The sequence below is a fragment of the Alphaproteobacteria bacterium genome, assembly GCA_037200005.1.
Classification (GTDB): domain Bacteria; phylum Pseudomonadota; class Alphaproteobacteria; order UBA9219; family RFNS01; genus JBBCGY01.
The window spans coordinates 1,650,725-1,666,955 of sequence record JBBCGY010000001.1 but is presented as its reverse complement, the minus strand read 5'-3'; the positions used below and the strand labels follow the sequence as shown (position 1 = coordinate 1,666,955).

At 61.1% G+C, this 16,231-nt stretch carries 18 protein-coding genes and 1 pseudogene; 11 read left to right on the top strand and 8 right to left on the bottom strand.

From position 1 onward, the window contains the following. Positions 1–50 precede the first annotated feature (50 nt). The 4 genes and pseudogenes from WDO70_08755 (at position 51) to typA (ending at position 3,664) form a co-directional block, all read left to right on the top strand. Positions 51–752: a DUF2333 family protein gene (locus WDO70_08755; protein MEJ0063275.1), complete on the top strand. Its 702-nt coding sequence runs from the start codon at positions 51–53 to the stop codon at positions 750–752. Positions 753–795: 43 nt separating this feature from the next. After that, positions 796–1,029, top strand: a complete 234-nt coding sequence (locus WDO70_08750; GenBank protein ID MEJ0063274.1) for a hypothetical protein — start codon at positions 796–798, stop codon at positions 1,027–1,029. Between the two features lie 70 nt (positions 1,030–1,099). After that, the gene (locus WDO70_08745) at positions 1,100–1,738 is read left to right on the top strand and encodes a LysE family transporter (GenBank protein MEJ0063273.1); all 639 of its coding nucleotides are present in this window, start codon (positions 1,100–1,102) and stop codon (positions 1,736–1,738) included. A gap of 104 nt (positions 1,739–1,842) precedes the next feature. Beyond that, a pseudogene (gene typA / locus WDO70_08740) lies at positions 1,843–3,664 on the top strand (translational GTPase TypA). 137 nt (positions 3,665–3,801) lie between these two features. Here the strand turns inward: typA and WDO70_08735 are convergent. Then, positions 3,802–3,960: a hypothetical protein gene (locus tag WDO70_08735; GenBank protein ID MEJ0063272.1), complete on the bottom strand. Its 159-nt coding sequence runs from the start codon at positions 3,958–3,960 to the stop codon at positions 3,802–3,804. 310 nt (positions 3,961–4,270) lie between these two features. On the opposite strand from WDO70_08735, the gene WDO70_08730 reads away from it, so the two are divergent. Genes WDO70_08730 through WDO70_08720 form a run of 3 tightly spaced genes read left to right on the top strand, consistent with a single transcriptional unit; the run spans position 4,271 to position 5,408 of the window. After that, on the top strand, positions 4,271–4,924 hold the full coding sequence (locus WDO70_08730) for a hypothetical protein (GenBank protein ID MEJ0063271.1): 654 nt from the start codon (positions 4,271–4,273) through the stop codon (positions 4,922–4,924). 5 nt (positions 4,925–4,929) lie between these two features. Continuing rightward, positions 4,930–5,160: a hypothetical protein gene (locus tag WDO70_08725; GenBank protein ID MEJ0063270.1), complete on the top strand. Its 231-nt coding sequence runs from the start codon at positions 4,930–4,932 to the stop codon at positions 5,158–5,160. Between the two features lie 2 nt (positions 5,161–5,162). Then, positions 5,163–5,408: a hypothetical protein gene (locus WDO70_08720; GenBank protein MEJ0063269.1), complete on the top strand. Its 246-nt coding sequence runs from the start codon at positions 5,163–5,165 to the stop codon at positions 5,406–5,408. Here the strand turns inward: WDO70_08720 and WDO70_08715 are convergent. Beyond that, positions 5,381–5,716: a hypothetical protein gene (locus WDO70_08715; GenBank protein MEJ0063268.1), complete on the bottom strand. Its 336-nt coding sequence runs from the start codon at positions 5,714–5,716 to the stop codon at positions 5,381–5,383. The two genes, WDO70_08720 and WDO70_08715, sit on opposite strands and share 28 nt — an antisense overlap. Between WDO70_08715 and WDO70_08710 the strand changes: the two genes are divergently transcribed. Next, positions 5,715–6,986: a terminase family protein gene (locus WDO70_08710; protein MEJ0063267.1), complete on the top strand. Its 1,272-nt coding sequence runs from the start codon at positions 5,715–5,717 to the stop codon at positions 6,984–6,986. The two genes, WDO70_08715 and WDO70_08710, sit on opposite strands and share 2 nt — an antisense overlap. A 9-nt stretch (positions 6,987–6,995) precedes the next feature. Here the strand turns inward: WDO70_08710 and WDO70_08705 are convergent, their stop codons facing one another. The 3 genes from WDO70_08705 to ahcY all read right to left on the bottom strand — a co-directional run bounded on the left by WDO70_08705 (position 6,996) and on the right by ahcY (position 11,651). Beyond that, the gene (locus WDO70_08705) at positions 6,996–9,314 is read right to left on the bottom strand and encodes an Hsp70 family protein (GenBank protein MEJ0063266.1); all 2,319 of its coding nucleotides are present in this window, start codon (positions 9,312–9,314) and stop codon (positions 6,996–6,998) included. A gap of 618 nt (positions 9,315–9,932) precedes the next feature. Next, positions 9,933–10,070, bottom strand: a complete 138-nt coding sequence (locus WDO70_08700; protein ID MEJ0063265.1) for a hypothetical protein — start codon at positions 10,068–10,070, stop codon at positions 9,933–9,935. A 264-nt stretch (positions 10,071–10,334) separates the two neighbouring features. After that, positions 10,335–11,651, bottom strand: coding sequence for an adenosylhomocysteinase (gene ahcY / locus WDO70_08695; GenBank protein ID MEJ0063264.1), 1,317 nt, complete (start codon positions 11,649–11,651; stop codon positions 10,335–10,337). Here ahcY and WDO70_08690 point away from each other — a divergent pair. From WDO70_08690 to WDO70_08680, 3 genes are read left to right on the top strand one after another with little or no spacing between them, the layout of a single operon-like run. Beyond that, complete coding sequence (locus WDO70_08690; GenBank protein MEJ0063263.1) at positions 11,650–11,799, top strand: hypothetical protein; 150 nt, start codon at positions 11,650–11,652, stop codon at positions 11,797–11,799. The two genes, ahcY and WDO70_08690, sit on opposite strands and share 2 nt — an antisense overlap. A 53-nt stretch (positions 11,800–11,852) precedes the next feature. Further along, positions 11,853–12,632: a hypothetical protein gene (locus WDO70_08685; protein ID MEJ0063262.1), complete on the top strand. Its 780-nt coding sequence runs from the start codon at positions 11,853–11,855 to the stop codon at positions 12,630–12,632. Then, a complete protein-coding gene (locus tag WDO70_08680; GenBank protein MEJ0063261.1) occupies positions 12,547–13,707 on the top strand; it encodes an RDD family protein in 1,161 nt (386 codons plus the stop codon). The genes WDO70_08685 and WDO70_08680 overlap by 86 nt, the downstream gene beginning before the upstream one ends. A gap of 18 nt (positions 13,708–13,725) precedes the next feature. Here the strand turns inward: WDO70_08680 and ptsP are convergent, their stop codons facing one another. The 3 genes from ptsP to WDO70_08665 all read right to left on the bottom strand — a co-directional run bounded on the left by ptsP (position 13,726) and on the right by WDO70_08665 (position 16,172). Next, a complete protein-coding gene (gene ptsP, locus WDO70_08675; GenBank protein ID MEJ0063260.1) occupies positions 13,726–15,393 on the bottom strand; it encodes a phosphoenolpyruvate--protein phosphotransferase in 1,668 nt (555 codons plus the stop codon). 81 nt (positions 15,394–15,474) lie between these two features. Then, entirely contained in the window at positions 15,475–15,777 is a 303-nt protein-coding gene (locus WDO70_08670) for an HPr family phosphocarrier protein (protein MEJ0063259.1), read from the bottom strand. Next, positions 15,774–16,172: a PTS fructose transporter subunit IIA gene (locus WDO70_08665; protein ID MEJ0063258.1), complete on the bottom strand. Its 399-nt coding sequence runs from the start codon at positions 16,170–16,172 to the stop codon at positions 15,774–15,776. Before WDO70_08665 ends, WDO70_08670 begins: the two co-directional genes overlap by 4 nt. Positions 16,173–16,231 lie beyond the last annotated feature (59 nt).

Here is a 16,231-nt window from a genome sequence, read left to right as displayed (position 1 = left end):
GCCGCGCACAACCGCATAAAATGCGATTGTCGCTTCATTAGGAACCCATCATGGCATCGCTACGGCCCTTGTTCGAGTATCTCGGCCAGAAAATAGACGGTCTTTCGTCCCGGGTCAGCCTGGGCGGCAAAATGAGGATTTTGCTGCTTTTGGTGCTGATCGTGATCGGTGGCGGCGGGCTGGCGATGCTGGCGACGGATAATATCGATGCCGATCCGGATTTCGCGGCCTCCGACACGATCAAGGGCGGCAGCCATGCCGTCGCCGTGGCCGCCGCGTTGATCGATCGCGAGGTCAATATTCATCATTGGGCGGGCAATGACCCGTTTTTCATGCCCGGCCACTGGCTCGACAATATGCCGAACTACCAGCAGGGCATTATTTACGGCTTGAGCCGCTTTACCTTTCAACTGAGCGATCAATTAGGGCGCGCGCGCGGCTCGAGCCAGGTCGATCCCGATCTCGATCGCGCGTCGGGGCTTTTGAAATATCCGGGCAATATCTGGGTATTCGATCCGAAGACTTCGCTGGTGCCGACCGCGCCGTCCGAAGCGCAGTACCGCCGCGCCCGCGAGGCGCTTTTGAGCTATAATCAGCGTCTCGCCGAGGGGAGGGCGGTCTTCGATCCCCGCGCCGACAATCTGATGACGGCGCTCGACAGCATTGCGGCGGATCTTGGTTCGCAATCCGCGGTCATCGAGGACAATTTGCACGAACGCCGCTTCTGGCTGACCGAAACCCCATTCGGATGACATTTTCTATGCCACCAAGGGCAGGCTTTACGCCTATTATCTCGTGCTGCGCGAGCTCGGCAAGGACTATGCCGAAGTCATCAAGCAGCGCGATCTGACAAGCGTGTGGAATAATATGCTGACGAGCTTTCACGACGCGATCGCGCTGCAGCCTTTGGTGATCGTCAGCGCCGCGCCCGACAGCCAGTTTCTGCCCAGCCATCTGGCATCGCAGGGATTCTTCGTGCTGCGCGCCCGCACCAATTTGCGGGAAATCGCCAGCATTCTGGCGAAATAAGCTTGCGGCTTGATTTCCAGCGGCGACTTTGGTTGATGGTTCTTCTTCTTCGTTAAGCGTGGGGCGTACATTGTTTGAAGCATTCGGCGTTTTCTATCGGGGCATGATCCTGGGGCTGATGATCTCGGTGCCGGTCGGCCCTATCGGTTTGCTCTGCCTGCGGCGCACGGCGCAGCGCGGTTTGTTGACCGGCCTTGCCACCGGCCTCGGCGCGGCGACGGCCGACGCGATTTTCGGCGGCGTCGCGGCGTTCGGCATCGCCGCCATTCTCGACTGGGTGACGGGATGGCAGACCGAGATCACGATTGTCGGCGGATTGATCCTGCTCGGCATGGCGTGGGCCGCGTGGCACAAGCAGACGCGCCTCGAAGCCGACGCTGCCGCCAGCAGCATGGGCAATCTGTTGAAGGCCTATGTCACCGGCTTCGCGCTGACCTGCAGCAATCCGGTGACGATCATCGCGACATTGGCGGTGGTGGCGACCCTGGGCGGCAAGATGACCCATTCCGAGGCGAGCATCCTGACGGCGGGCGTGTTCGTCGGCGCGTCGGGCTGGTGGCTTGCTCTCTGTGGCGGCGTGGCGGTCTTTCGCAAAATGTTCAGCGAAAAGACCATCGTCTATATCAATCACGGCACCGGCGTCCTGCTGTTCGGCATTGCCATTTTCGCGCTGGTGACCGGGACGCAGGATCTGATCGCGGGACGTTAACCGCCTGAAAGTAATGCAAGGCTTGCTTATCGCCCGCAAAAACGCCATAAGAACCCATAAACGGCGCGCATTTTGTGCGCCGTTCTGATTTTGTGAGATAGACAATGGAACTTCGTAACGTCGCCATCATCGCCCACGTCGATCATGGGAAAAACCACCCTCGTCGATGCCATGCTGCGCCAGTCCGGCACCTTCCGCGACAACCAGCAGGTCGCCGAGCGCGTCATGGACAGCAACGACCTCGAGCGCGAGCGCGGCATCACCATTCTCGCCAAATGCACGTCGGTCGACTGGCACGGCACCCGCATCAATATCGTCGATACGCCCGGCCACGCCGATTTCGGCGGCGAAGTCGAACGCATCCTGTCGATGGTCGATGGCGTGGTCGTGCTGTGCGACGCCGCCGAAGGCCCGCTGCCGCAGACGAAATTCGTCGTGGGGAAGGCGCTGCGGCTCGGCCTCAAGCCGATGGTCGTCATCAACAAGATCGACCGCAACGACGCCCGTCCGCACCAGGTTCACGACGAGATTTTCGACCTGTTCGCGGCGCTGGACGCCAGCGAGGAACAGCTGGACTTCCCGACCTTGTTTGCCGTCGGCCGCGAAGGCTGGGCCGTCGAGAAGCTGGGCGAGAAGGGAACCGACCTCAAGCCGCTGTTCGATCTCATCATCCGCCATGTGCCCGCGCCCAAGGTCGATCCGGACTCGCCTTTCCGCCTGCGCGCGACGATTCTCGAGGCCAATCCGTTCCTGGGACGCATTCTTACCGGGCGCATCGAGAACGGCACGGTTCGCGCCAATATGGCGATCAAATCGCTGACCCGCGACGGGCAATTGATCGAGACGGGCCGCATCACCAAGGTTCTGGCGTTCCGCGGCATCGAGCGCGTCGCCGTCGAAGAGGCGACCGCGGGAGACATCGTCGCGCTGGCGGGTCTTTCCAAGACCACCGTCGCCGACACGATCTGCGATCCCGTCGTGGTCGAGGCGCTGCCCGCGCAGCCGATCGATCCGCCGACCATCGCGATGACTTTTTCGATCAATGACAGCCCGCTCGCAGGCCAGGAAGGCGGCAAAGTCACCAGCCGCGTGATCCGCGAACGCCTGATGCGCGAGGCGGAAGGCAATGTCGCCATTTCCATCACCGAATCCGCCGACAAGGACCATTTCGAAGTCGCCGGGCGCGGCGAATTGCAATTGGGCATTCTGATCGAAACCATGCGCCGCGAAGGCTATGAGCTTTCCATCAGCCGTCCGCGCGTTTTGTTCAAGACCGAGAACGGCCAGCGCCTGGAGCCGGTCGAGGAAGTCGTCATCGACGTCGATGAGCAATATTCCGGCACCGTCGTCAACAAGATGGCGGAGCGCAAGGCCGAGATGACGGAGATGAAACCCTCCGGCGCGGGCAAAGTCCGTCTGGTGTTCCACGCGCCGTCGCGCGGCCTGATCGGCTATTACAGCGAATTCCTGTCCGACACGCGCGGCACCGGCGTCATGAACCGGATATTCTACGATTATGCGCCTTACAAGGGCGCGGTGGCGGGACGCCGCGAGGGCGTGCTCATCAGCACGGCGGTCGGCGAGGCCGTGGCCTATGCGCTGTGGAAACTCGAAGATCGCGGCCCGATGCTGATTCAGCCCGGCGCCAAGGTCTATCAGGGCATGATCATCGGCGAGCATAACAAGGGCAACGATCTCGACGTGAACGTGCTGGAAGGCAAGAAGCTGACCAACGTCCGCGCCTCGGGCAAGGACGAAGCCGTGCGCCTGACGCCGCCGATCAACATGACTTTGGAAAAAGCCATCGCCTATATCCAGGACGACGAGCTGGTCGAAGTCACGCCGCAGAATATCCGCCTGCGCAAGCGTTATCTCGATCCCAACGAACGCAAGCGCGCCAGCAAGGCGGCGGCTGCGGAGGGGTAAGGTTTTATCCGGTAATAAAGCCGTCATTCCCGACGCCCTGTCACACGCTTGCGGGTGACAGGGCGAGCGGGAATCCCGTTTGTTTTTTGTCAGGAACAAAAGAAAACGGGAATTAAGATTCTGTCTGATCGATTACGCTAAACTTTGATATCCACATGACCGCTGTCGGACGGCGGCGGCGGAGGCGGCGCTTCCGGCGCGGGCGCCCGCTCGCGCTCGACTTTTTGCGCGGCGGCGACTGGAACGGTGGCGTTCTGCACCTGGCTGGAAACGACGGAACCTACTGAATCGCTCATAACATTCTCCCGCAAACAGGGTTAATTTATTTTTGTCAAAATTCTTCCTTCTTATGTTTTGAGTTTGATCCCGAATGCCTAAAGAGTCCTGAATCAATCCGCGCATGCATCTAAAATGAGAGACAAATGCAGGGAATCCGGCCTGATTTCGCAGGGATTTTCCCGTGTGTGGGAAATTTCCCTTGACTTTATTCCCCATCCTCGGTTATTGACAATCCCCAGAGGGCTTGCGCCCGGAATTTGGAAAGATTGAACAACCCGCCCGATATTTCGGGCGGGTTTTTTGTTGCCTCAAGGCAGAGGTTTGGCGATGTTAAGCCGTGAATGGTTCGACGAGCAGAGAAAAGTTCTGCACGGCGCGGCGGAGACTCTAGCCTTCCGCCATTATTTGCGAGCCGGCCGCATTCCGTCCGACATTCAGGAACTGACACAGGCACTGTCCTCGCTGGAGGCGCTATGCGACTATCATCGCAGGCATAATCCGAACTGGCCGTCGCAGCCGCGTGCGCCACAAGGCGGCCCCGATGGCGGACAATGGACGGGTGGCGGCGGTGGGAGTGGAGGCGTCGGCCATATACCTGACGATATTGACGATCCGCCGCTCGAATCGGTTTATCCCATTGAATATCTGGCAGTGGGATTAGCAAGCGCGGGAGCGGCAGGCGCCAGAGCGGCGGTCGAGCTGCTGCTCGGCATTGGCAGATCAGTCGGCTCTAGCTTAAGAATCCGCCGGGCGGCCAAGGCCATCGAGGATTATCTTGGTGGAAAGCCTGACAGAGTATTCCAAAATCCTGCCGACGATCTCGTTATTATGCGTGGTGACAAGAAAATACGGTTTGATATCAATAATTATTCTCCACATGATGAACCGCATTTTCATGTTCAAAAAGGGGTACAAAATGGGAATAAAATTGACTGGGATCCCGCTGGGGATAAACATTGGTATCCTTTTAGGAAGGAGTAGAAATCATGCAATGGGTTGCTGATACAATTCACCCCAGGCGTATTCATGCTGTCATCGAAAAACAAACGCTTAGAAGCGTAATGCCGGGAGTGCCGAATCAAGACGGATTTTATCTATATGTTTGGGAAAATGACAAAGGTATTGACGATGATTTACAGGATGACCTTGAGGCCGCAGTTAACGTAGCTTATGAGAGGTACGGTATCCCCAAAGATATTTGGCGGCAGGTTGAGTGACCATGAAATGGGAAGCGCAGATTGAGAGCCCGAAGCCACGCCGATTTGTAATCGAACGTCAGAAACTGACCAGCTTAATGCCGTCAGTGCCGGATCAGTACGGGTACTATTTGTATGTCTATGAAGATGGCAAGGACATATATGATTATCTGCAGGACACTTTTGAAATAACCGTTGATCAGGCGTTTGAACAATTTGGCGTGCCCAAAGATATTTGGCGTCAAGTGGAAGAGCCGGATTTAACATAGTCCATGAAAACACCAAAAGATAAATCGGCCCCCGCGAAAAAAATCGCGGCCAGGGCGCGGGGAAAGCTGGCGCGGGAAAAGCCGCGACAAAAACGCCCAGGAAAACAACGGCGGGCACGGCGGCTGGGGAAGTTTCCGCCGGCGCGGCGCTCCAGACATTGATGGAATTGATGACCGGCAGCGGCAGCGATCAGGTGCGGGTGACCGCCGCCAAAGCGCTTCTCGACCGCATCCTGAAACATGAGGAATCGACCATGGACAAGACAGAAACCGACGATGAACGCAAACAAAGGCAGGCCACGCTCCATGCAATTGCCAAACTCCTGGAAGACCTTGCCGCTGCCAAATCTCTTGGCGATCGAGGCGAGACTGCGCTGGATCAAGGACGCCCGCCCGAGCCAGCTGACGCCGTCGCATGACTGGCGGCTGTGGCTGGTGCTGGCCGGGCGTGGCTGGGGCAAGACGCGGACGGGCGCCGAGGATCTGGCGCGCTACGCGCTATGGAACGACGGCGCGCGCCTCGGCGTGGTCGCGCCGACTTTCGCCGACGCGCGCGACACCTGCGTGGAAGGCGAGAGCGGGTTGCTGCACGCGATTCCGCGCGCCTGCGTCAAGAAATGGAACCGCAGCCTGGGCGAGCTTATCTTGCGCAACGGCAGCATCGTCAAACTGTTTTCCGCCGACGAGCCCGACCGTTTGCGCGGCCCGCAGCATCACCGGGTCTGGTGCGACGAGCTTGCCGCCTGGGCGCGGCCGGAAGCGTTCGATCAGATGATGCTCGGGCTGCGGCTCGGCGGCGATCCGCGCGCCGTCATCACCACGACGCCGCGCCCGACGCTCCTGGTGCGCAGCCTTGTCGCGCGCGCCGGAAGCGACCTGCATCTCACGCGCGGGCGCACCGGCGACAATGCGGCGAATCTGCCGGCGGCCTTGCTGGCCGAACTGAAAGAGCGTTACGATGGAACCCGCCTCGGACGCCAGGAGATGGAAGCGGAGATTCTGGAAGACGACGCGGGGGCGCTATGGAAGGCGGCGGAGATCGCCTCTTGCACCGTCAGCCGCGACAGGATTCCGGCGATGCGGCGCGTCGTGGTGGCGGTCGATCCCGCCCTCGGTCATGGCGAGAAGAATGACGAGACCGGCATCATCGCCGCCGGTTTGGGCGAGGACGGCTTTCTCTACGTGCTGGGCGACGCGTCGGGGCGTTTTCCGTCCGACATATGGGCGGCGCGGGCGGCGCATCTCGCCGAAACTTGCAAGGCCACCTCCATCGTTGTTGAGGTCAATGCTGGCGGCGAACTGCTGACGCGGCTTCTGCAGCAGCACGCGCCGTCCATGATATGCCGCGCGGTGCGGGCGGGGCGGAGCAAATGGGATCGCGCGGTGCCCATCGCCTTGCTCTACGAGCAGCGCCGCGTCCGCCATGCCGGTCTGATGCCGGAGCTCGCGGCGCAGATGGCGTCATTCAGCTTCGCGGAGATCGCGCGGTCTTCACCCGACCGCGTCGATGCGCTGGTCTGGGCGCTCGATGCGCTGATGCGCGTGCCGAATGCGAATCCGGGAATAAGGATGTTGTGACGGTTGCCGTTACGCCCGCACGATGGTCGCCAGTTCGGTCGTCGTGTCGCTGGCGGCGAGCGCGATGCGGGCCTCCAGCATTTGACTGACGAGCTTGCGCAGCGCCTTGATGTCCTTGGCTTCCTTGCCTTCGGTGGACAGTTTCGCGAATTCCGCCTGGTCGGGGAAAAGATAAGCTTCTTTTTGTAGCCGGTCGAACCACATGCGGACATACTGATCGTCGCGCCAGGCGGCGGCGAAAAAGATATCGCGCATGTCGGCGAAATGCCGTTCGGCGTCGGGGAGGGCCAGCTCTTCGCCGTCGTCGATGATCTTCTGCACTTTATCGACATAGCTCTCGAACCGCTCGATGTCGACTTTCTCCGCATGGCCGCGCGCGAGGCGGTTGAAGATCGCGGTCAGCTTGCCGAGCTGCCTTTGCATCACCGCGCCGCGATGCTTCTTGCTCAGGCGCGCGATGTCCTGGCGGATCAGGCGCGCTTCCTCGGCGACCTTGCGGATCGCTTCGGGGTCCGAAGAATCTTCGGCGAGCATTTCCTGCTGATCGCCGATGCGCATATGCAGGATGCTGAGCTCCTTGCCCGCTTCCGGACCGGCGGCGGCGACCAGGTCGCCGCGCTCTTCCTCCGCCTGGCGCAGCAGCGCCGCCGCGAATTGCCCGCCATGCTCGGCGTCGAAATTCATTTCTCCGGCCTGCGGCGAGTAGAAGCGCGGCGCGTGCAGTTCGATCGGCGCGCGTCCGCTCTGCTGCGGCAGGCTCACGGTGGCCTGGAGAATGCCGCTGTCCGACATTTTCCAGTTGAAGACGATGGGATCGCCCGCCCGCAGCACATAGCGCGCGGGCAGATCGCTGCCCGAGACGCGAAAGACGCCGACGCACAGATTGAGCTCGATCCGCTCGGGATATTCGACCTGGAACAATTCGAAGCTCAGATTGCCGCGCGCGCCCGCCGCCAGCTCGCGGGCGCTCTTGAACTGCGCCTTGCCGCGCGCCGGAAGCAGCGCGCCTTTTTCGATGATCGTCACCAGGATGTTGTTCTGGCCTTGCAGATGGTCGAGCGCCTTGACCGCGATGGTCTGCGCCGCCGGGATCATGACCGCGTCGCTGCGGGTGATGGAGAATTTCTGCTCGAACTGGTCGAGCATCCGGTCGCGCTTGTCGAAATAGCGGGCGGTGAAATCATTGACGCCCAGCTTCTTGACCGGCACCCGGATTTCGACATCGGGCGTGATCTCGACGATTTCGGAAGCCCAGCCGTCGGCGCTTTCGATCTGGATTTGCGCCACGTCGCCCAATATATCGACGATATGCAGATAGACCGGCGTTTCGGTGTCGGATGTCGGCGTCTGATAGTCGAGCCGCACCGGCGCTTCGGGCGCGGGGTTTTTCCTGCGCCGCCGCTTCGGCGATTGTTTCTTGGCGGCGTGCGGCGCTTTCGTCTGGCCCTCCGCGGCGTCTTCTTCGGGCATGACGTCGCGCGGCGTGGGCGGACGTTCGCCGTTCGCCGCGCCCGTCGTGACGGCGGGGGATTTGTCGGTGCCCGCCGTAATGGCGGGTTGGGGCGCTTGGCCGTCCCAGTGATAGATCGTGGCGTAATGCGCCGCGCCGATGGCGACCGAGGTCAGCGGATCGACCTTGATATCGGTCGGAATGCCGAGTTCCCGCGCCACCATCTCGCGGATCAGCGGCGTGCGGCTCGGGCCGCCGATGAAGACCAGCTTGTCGATGTCTTCATGCTTATAATTGTTTTCCTCGAGCACCTGCCGGACGAGATCGATGGTCTGCATGATCGGCTCGCGGATCAGCGCCTCGTACTGCGCCCGCGTCACCGGCGCTTCGAGGAAGATGTCCGTGCCGCTCAGGTCGGTCAGGCGAACTTCGTCGTCGCTGGCGAAAACCGTGGTCTGTTCGAGCGTCGAAAGATCGATCTTGGCTTTTTCCGCCGCGATATGGGCGACGCGGATCAGGCGCTGGAAATTCTTGTCGCGCTGGAAATTCTCCGGCATGTCGAAATTGGTGACGAGCCAGGGGCGGATGATTTCGTTGACCAGCATGCGGTCGAAATCGCGCCCGCCGAGCATGTTGATGCCTTGGTGCGCCACCACATTGGTCTGCCCTTCGATGGCTTCGACCAGCGCGAGGTCGAACGTGCCGCCTCCCAGATCATAGATCAGATACTGTCCCGACCGCCGCTGCGTGCCGAGCGCCGACAGCGCCGCCGCGATGGGCTCCTGCAGCAGCGTCACGTTGCTCAGCCCCGCCGTCTTGGCGGCGCGCATCGTCGCCTCGCATTGCATCTGGTTGAAGGCGGCGGGAACGGTGACCACCGCGCCGTGGATCGGCTGGTTGCCGGTTTTCGGTCGCCGCCTGGCCGAGAAGCTGGCGCAGGATTTCGGCGCTGCATTCTTCCGCGCCGAGAGATAGGCCCGCGCCGGTAATCTGGATCGGCGTCGAGGTGCCGAGCAGGCGCTTGAAGCCCATCGCCACCTGATCGGGCGACAGCATTGCCTGGTCGTAGGCGCGGCGTCCGTAAAGCCGGTGGCCGCGCTTGTCGAAGAAGATTACGGGAAGATTACGGAAGGCAGCACGTCGCCGCCGTCCACGGCTTGAACACCCGGACTTCGCCATCCACAATGCCGGCAATCACCGAATTCGACGTGCCGAGATCAATGCCGAGATACATGCTTCTTGCCTAAAATGCGTAGAGCCGGAATGACAACTTAACCGTCATTTCTTAACATTTATTTCTACCTTGAAAGTAAATAAGGTGGAAATGGAATCCGGCGGCAGCGGCATGAAAGTAAAAAGTTATTGGGAGGATGCGGAAAGAACTCTATTCTGCGCAGGTGACGTTGGAACAACCTTATTTTCAAGGACGTATTATGGACTGGAAAAGAAGAGTTGCCTTGGGCCTGTCCTTAGCGGCGTTGGCTGGATGCGAGAATTCATCTCAGGAAACGGTTAAACAGCGCCAAACGGCTGAGCAGGCGCAAGCTGCCGCCGCCCGGAAAACAGCAGCCCTTGCCGCGAAGGCTCAGGAAGATCAGCGCGACGAGAATTTTACGAAATGCCTTTTCAGCCATGGGGCGCCCATCCCCGATCTGGCCACAAGCTCTTCGGTCTGCGCCTCGCCGATCCTTTCGCAAACCGCTGGATCGTGCGGCAAAGCACGGAACAGGGCGGCGATATCATTGTCCAGTCTTACAATCTGAGAAAAACACGGTGACGGCTTTTGTCCAAACGGCATCTTTTCCGCAGTTGGCCAAGCCAACCGCGCCAGTCGATCCCGCCGTGCCCTTATATCGGGCGATGCAAATATGCGCGCCGCTGCATACGCCGAAGAACGATTAATACCGGTACGTATCCGCCTTGTACGGCCCCTGCGGCGAGACGCCGATATAGTCGGCCTGCGCCTTCGATAGCACCGTCAGCTTCGCGCCCAATTTGGCGAGATGCAGGCGGGCGACTTTTTCGTCGAGCTGCTTGGGCAGCACATAGACCTGCTTCTGATACTTGCCGGGATTGCCCCACAATTCGATCTGCGCCATCACCTGATTGGTGAAGGAGGCGCTCATGACGAAGCTCGGATGGCCCATCGCGCAGCCGAGATTGACCAGACGGCCTTTCGCGAGAACGATCAGGCGCTTGCCGTCGGGGAAGGTGACTTCGTCCACCTGCGGCTTGATCTCGTCCCACTTCATGTTGCTCAGCGCGTCGATCTGAATCTCGTTGTCGAAATGGCCAATATTGCAGATGATCGCGCGGTCCTTCATCGCGCGCATATGGTCGAGCGTGACGACGTCGGCATTGCCCGTGGCGGTGACGACGATATCCGCGAGCGGCGCGGCGTCTTCCATCGTCACGACCTGATAGCCTTCCATCGCGGCTTGCAGCGCGTTGATCGGATCGACTTCGGTGACCATCACGCGCGCGCCGGCCGAGCGCAGGCTCGCCGCCGAACCCTTGCCGACATCGCCATAGCCGCAGACGATGGCGATCTTGCCCGCCATCATCACGTCGGTGGCGCGGCGGATGCCGTCCACCAGGCTTTCGCGGCAGCCATACAGATTGTCGAATTTCGATTTCGTCACGCTGTCATTGACGTTGAAGGCGGGGATCAGCAGCTTGCCTTCCTTCGCCATCACATGCAGGCGATGCACGCCGGTGGTGGTTTCCTCCGATACGCCGCGCACGTCCTTGAGCAGCTGCGGATATTTTTCATGCATCAGGCGGGTAAGGTCGCCGCCGTCGTCGAGCAGCATGTTCGGCTTCCAGCCGCCGGGGCCTTGGATCGTCTGCTCGATGCAGTCCCAATATTCTTCCTCGTTCATGCCCTTCCAGGCGAAGACCGGAATATTTTCCGCCGCGATGGCCGCGGCCGCGTGATCCTGCGTCGAGAAGATGTTGCAGGACGACCAGCGCACTTCCGCCCCGAGCTCGGTCAGCGTTTCGATCAACACCGCGGTCTGGATCGTCATATGCAGGCAGCCGACGATCCGCGCGCCCTTGAGCGGGCTCTTGCCTTTGTATTCTTCGCGCACCGCCATCAGGCCGGGCATCTCGGTCTCGGCGAGGCTGATTTCCTTGCGCCCCCAGGCGGCCAGGGACATGTCCTTGACCTTGAAATCGGAGAATTGGGGCTTGGTTGCGGCGGCGGAGGTCATGATTGGCGTTTCCATAATGAGTGTTATAAACTGGCCGGAGTTTAGCGGTTTATATTGGGGACACAAGGCTTTGGCAGGGCTTAATCCGGCAATTTTTGCTGCAAAGCACAATTTTCTTTTTACTTTTGCAGTTTTGCCCTTAAAGTGAGGCGATAACGGGCGGTTCGCCGCATAAATCATATAAATTATTGGGGGGGCATCATGGCCGAAAACAGCGCAAGCGTTCCCGCCGAAAGTTCGGTTCTGACGGACATCAGCTCCCTGCTTTCGAGCGCCGTACGCAGCTCCACCCTGGCTTCTCCCATCGCGCAGCTTCTTCATGCTTCCATCACGGGAGAAAAAACCGCCAGCGCCGAAACGCGTTTCTATGGCTGGCTGGTCGGCACCGCAAAGGACGCCATGGCGAAGGGCCGTCAGCGCGGCGTGAACGCGCTTATGACGGCGGTGCTTCGCGTGACCGATGCCATGCCGGACCAGGTGCGCGACATGGCGCTCGAACGGCTGGCCAAGGAGGCCTGCACGGACCCGAGGCTTGCTTTCCGCATTGCCGCGGTGAAGGTGCTCGACGCTATCGTGGAGGGAAGCGCCAAGGCGCGGACGCGCGGCACCGCCGACGTCCTGGGCATGATCGCGCTCGTTCCTCAGCCGGAGGAGGTCAGCAAGACGGCCTTTCAGGCGCTGGAGCGGTTCGAGAAAATCCCGGAGCCGAAATTGTCCGAGGCGCGGCTGAACGGCTTAAGGCGACGCTGCTGGTTTATAATCAGGATTGATGGCCGCTATCGCCGCGCTGGCGCGCTGGAAGATTTTCCGCAAGCGTGCTACAGCCTCGGCGATGAAATCAGTGATGACGGACAAAACCATCTATGCCGGACTTGGAGCAAGGGCGGTCGCTTTCCTGCTCGATATTCTCTTTATAATTCTCGCATCCGGCGTCGTTTCTTTGCTCTTTATGCCTTTTATCGCTCCTATGGTCTGGCCTGACGCCCAGACATGGCTCTTTTTGGAGGAGTCCGAGACGATAAGTATTGTCGCCTGTTTTTTCGCCTTCTTCTATTTCGTCGGCTATGACGGCTTCTCGAAAAGGGGCAGCATCGGCAAAAGGCGCGCGAACATATATCTTGCGGCGGCGGACGGAGGGAAGCTTTCTCCGGGCGCGGTTCTTTTGCGATATGTCCTGTTCGCCATGCCCTCTTTCCTGTATGCGGCCTTTTACATATGGGGATTTCAGGAAATCAGGCCCTCCCTGACGGGTAGCAATTGGCGCGACGAACATTGGAGCGAATTCTGCCAGCACCATTGGCCCGACTGTTCCGGAGCGCGCGAAGCCATACTGTTTTCCGGCGCGATTGCCTTGGCATGGATGGGGTTTTGCATTTTGAGCGCGCTTTTCACCAAAGAGCGGGCCGGCCTGCATGACCTCCTGTCGGGGGCGCGCATGTATAGGCGTGGATATGCGGCTGCCGTCGATGCCGCTCCTGTCGCGGCGTTTGCGGCTCTGTCCGAGAAACGTGCCGGCAGCATCGTCAGGATATTCGCCTTCCTCGTGGATGGCGCCGTCGTGGCCGGTATCCTTTATCTTGTGAATTTCGCTTTTTCGCCCTTCCGGCCTTCGGCGGGATATTGCTCGGCAAAGGGAATGGCTGATTTCCTTGTCTTGAAAGACTGTGCGATGTGGCTGGCGGCTGGTGCCTATTTTGTGCTGTTCGAATTCTCGCCCTTGCGGGCGTCGTTGGGCAAGCTATGTACGGGCCTATATGTCACGGCTCGCGGCAAGAGCAAGGCGTCTTGCCGTGCGCTGGCTTGCCGGTATGGCGTATGGGCGCTTCCGGCCTTGTATTTTATTTCCCTCAAATGGTCGCTCTGTAAAATATCGCATGGCGGCGAGTTTGACGCTACCGCCATGGGCCTCGCTTTTTTTGTCGTGCCGAGCGCGCTGCTTGCCTGGGCCGTCCTTTATTTCTTGCCGATGCTCATCTCGAAGGAGAGGACGGGCCTGCATGACAAATTGTCGGGCACGCGCGTATACGAAAAACCGTCGCCGGAGACAAGCGGATAAGGCGGGCGCTGCCGCGTTTCAGCGCCGTCCCGCGGGCGCGGCGGATTCTTTAATCAGCCGCGCGATATGCGCTTCGTCGCTTTGCGACATGATTTGTTCGGCAAGGCAGTTCGCCGCCGAAAAGTCGAGGCTGCGCACGCGCTGCTTCACGCGGGGCAGGCGGGCGGGCGACATCGAAAGCTCGCGCAGCCCCAATCCCGTCAGCAGCGCCGTATAATCCGGATCGCCCGCCATTTCGCCGCACAGGCTTACGGGAACCCGCGCGCGTAATGCGGCGGCGGCGGTGAATTGAATCAGCCGCAGCACGGCGGGATGCAGCGGATTGTATAGTTCCGCTACCTGCTCGTCGCCGCGATCGATGGCGAGCGTGTATTGCGTCAGATCGTTCGAGCCGATGGCGAAGAAATCGCTGACCTGGGCGAGCGCATCTGCTGCCAGCGCCGCGCCGGGAATCTCGATCATCGCGCCGAGCGGCGGCAGCGGGTCGGGCAGTTTCACGCCGCGCCGCTGCAATCGCTTGGCCGTCTGCATGACATGCTGGCGCACTTGCTGCATCTGGCTGACGGATGAAATCATCGGGATCAGGATGCGGATATTGCCGTGCGCCGCCGCGCGCAAAATCGCCGCGAGCTGGGTTTCCAGAAGCTTCGGCACCTTGAGGCCGAGGCGTATGGCGCGCAGCCCCAAGGCGGGATTGGCGCTGCTCGAGCTTTGCCCCAGCGCGCCCGCGAGCTTTTCGCCGCCGATATCGAGCGTCCGCACGGTCAGCGGCTTGCCCTTCAGCCCTTCGGCGAGTTCGCGCAGCGATTGATATTGCTCTTCCTCGTCCGGCAGATCGGCCCGGTTCATGAACATGAATTCTGTGCGCAGCAGGCCGATGCCCTGCGCCCCGGCATCGAGCGCGGCGTCGAGCTCGCGCGGCAATTCCAGATTGGCGTGCAGATTGATCGCCACGCCGTCGCGGGTCACCGAGGCAAGCCGCTTGAGCGCGCGCAGCTTGCCGCGCTCCGCCGTCTGTTTTTGCAGCATCTGCCGCGCCGCGCGGCGCTGCGCGGCGTCGGGACGGACGGTGATCTCGCCCCGATGGCCGTCGATGATGATAAGGTCGTTCTGCCCCACGCCCTGCATCAGCGCGGCGACGCCCAGCACGGCGGGCATGCCGAGCGCGCGCGCCATGATCGCCGCATGGCCTTCCGCGCCGCCCAATACGGTGGCGAAGCCCGCGATCTGCTTGGGGTCCATCAACGCGGTATCGGCGGGGGTGATTTCCTCGGCGATCAGGATGCTGCCCGGCTTGGCGGCGGCGAAGGGATGATATTGCTGCTGCATGAGATTGCGCAGCAGGCGCTGCCCCACCTCGCGCACGTCGGCGACGCGGGCGGCGAGATAGCTGTCGTCCATGCGGGCGAAATTGGCGCCGATCTCGACGATCTGGCGCTCGATCGCCGCTTCGGCGTTGACGCGCGCGATTTTGATGATTTCCTCGACGCCGCGCACCAGCCGCGATCCCGCCAGCATGGCGTGATGCGCCTCCAGCAGAATCGCGATCTCGCTGGCCGCGCCCGCGGGCAGGGATTCGGCGCGCGCCTGCAATTGCCTCAATTGCTTCTGCGCCTGCTCGACGGCGCGCTTGAAACGGGCGATTTCTTCGGCGGTCTGCGCCGCGCCCACGTGATACTCCGGCACGTTCAGGCGTGGCTGCCGATCACGAAAGCGGGGCCGATGGCGATACCCGGCGCGACGCCGATTCCGCTCAGGACCCTTGGCTCATTTTTCATCGAAGCCCCGTTTGACCAGATCGGCGAGGGCGGCGAGGGCCGCGACGGAGTCCTCTCCCTGCGTACAGACCTTAAGCGCGGTGCCGCGCGCGGCGGCCAGCATCATCAATCCCATGATCGAGCGCCCCGATACCCGCACGTCGCCTTTGACGACCTGAATATCGGCGGTGAATCCATTGGCGGCCTTGACGAATTTCGCGGCGGCGCGGGCGTGAAGGCCGCGCTGATTGCACACCGTCACTGTCTCGCAGAGTTCGCCGTCCGGCGTGGGGAGAGCGGGGCCCGATGTCATCCGTTCAGCAGCACGGAAGCGACATTGATATATTTGCGGCCGGCCTCCTGGGCTTCGGCCACGGCGGCGGCAAGATTTTTCTCGCCGCGCACCGAGGCGAGCTTGATCAGCATCGGCAGGTTGACGCCGGCGATGACTTCTACCTTGGCTTGTCCCAGCGCGGCGATGGCGAGGTTGCTCGGCGTGCCGCCGAACATATCGGTCAGCACGACGACGCCCTGGCCCCGGTCGCAGGCGGCGATGGCGGCCAGAAGATCGATCCGGCGCTTGTCGATATCGTCGTCGGGGCCGATGCCGATGGCCATGGCCTGCTGCTGCGGGCCGACCACATGCTCGAGCGCGGCCAGCATCTCCGCGCCCAGCCGTCCGTGGGTAATCAGAACAAGGCCGATCATAATATTTCCCTTTTTGCAGCCGCGCCTGCTACGTTAGGGATCAATCAGTCAGGCGAAAA

Coding starts and splice junctions, on each gene's coding strand:
- WDO70_08755 (MEJ0063275.1), top strand. CDS start 51: ATGGCATCGCTACGGCCCTTGTTCGAGTATCTCGGCCAGAAAATAGAC.
- WDO70_08715 (MEJ0063268.1), bottom strand. CDS start 5,716: ATGGAGCGTGGCCTGCCTTTGTTTGCGTTCATCGTCGGTTTCTGTCTT.
- WDO70_08665 (MEJ0063258.1), bottom strand. CDS start 16,172: ATGATCGGCCTTGTTCTGATTACCCACGGACGGCTGGGCGCGGAGATG.
- ahcY (MEJ0063264.1), bottom strand. CDS start 11,651: ATGACCTCCGCCGCCGCAACCAAGCCCCAATTCTCCGATTTCAAGGTC.
- WDO70_08730 (MEJ0063271.1), top strand. CDS start 4,271: ATGTTAAGCCGTGAATGGTTCGACGAGCAGAGAAAAGTTCTGCACGGC.
- WDO70_08690 (MEJ0063263.1), top strand. CDS start 11,650: ATGATTGGCGTTTCCATAATGAGTGTTATAAACTGGCCGGAGTTTAGC.
- WDO70_08720 (MEJ0063269.1), top strand. CDS start 5,163: ATGAAATGGGAAGCGCAGATTGAGAGCCCGAAGCCACGCCGATTTGTA.
- WDO70_08670 (MEJ0063259.1), bottom strand. CDS start 15,777: ATGACATCGGGCCCCGCTCTCCCCACGCCGGACGGCGAACTCTGCGAG.
- WDO70_08735 (MEJ0063272.1), bottom strand. CDS start 3,960: ATGAGCGATTCAGTAGGTTCCGTCGTTTCCAGCCAGGTGCAGAACGCC.
- WDO70_08710 (MEJ0063267.1), top strand. CDS start 5,715: ATGCAATTGCCAAACTCCTGGAAGACCTTGCCGCTGCCAAATCTCTTG.
- WDO70_08700 (MEJ0063265.1), bottom strand. CDS start 10,070: ATGGCTGAAAAGGCATTTCGTAAAATTCTCGTCGCGCTGATCTTCCTG.
- WDO70_08725 (MEJ0063270.1), top strand. CDS start 4,930: ATGCAATGGGTTGCTGATACAATTCACCCCAGGCGTATTCATGCTGTC.
- WDO70_08685 (MEJ0063262.1), top strand. CDS start 11,853: ATGGCCGAAAACAGCGCAAGCGTTCCCGCCGAAAGTTCGGTTCTGACG.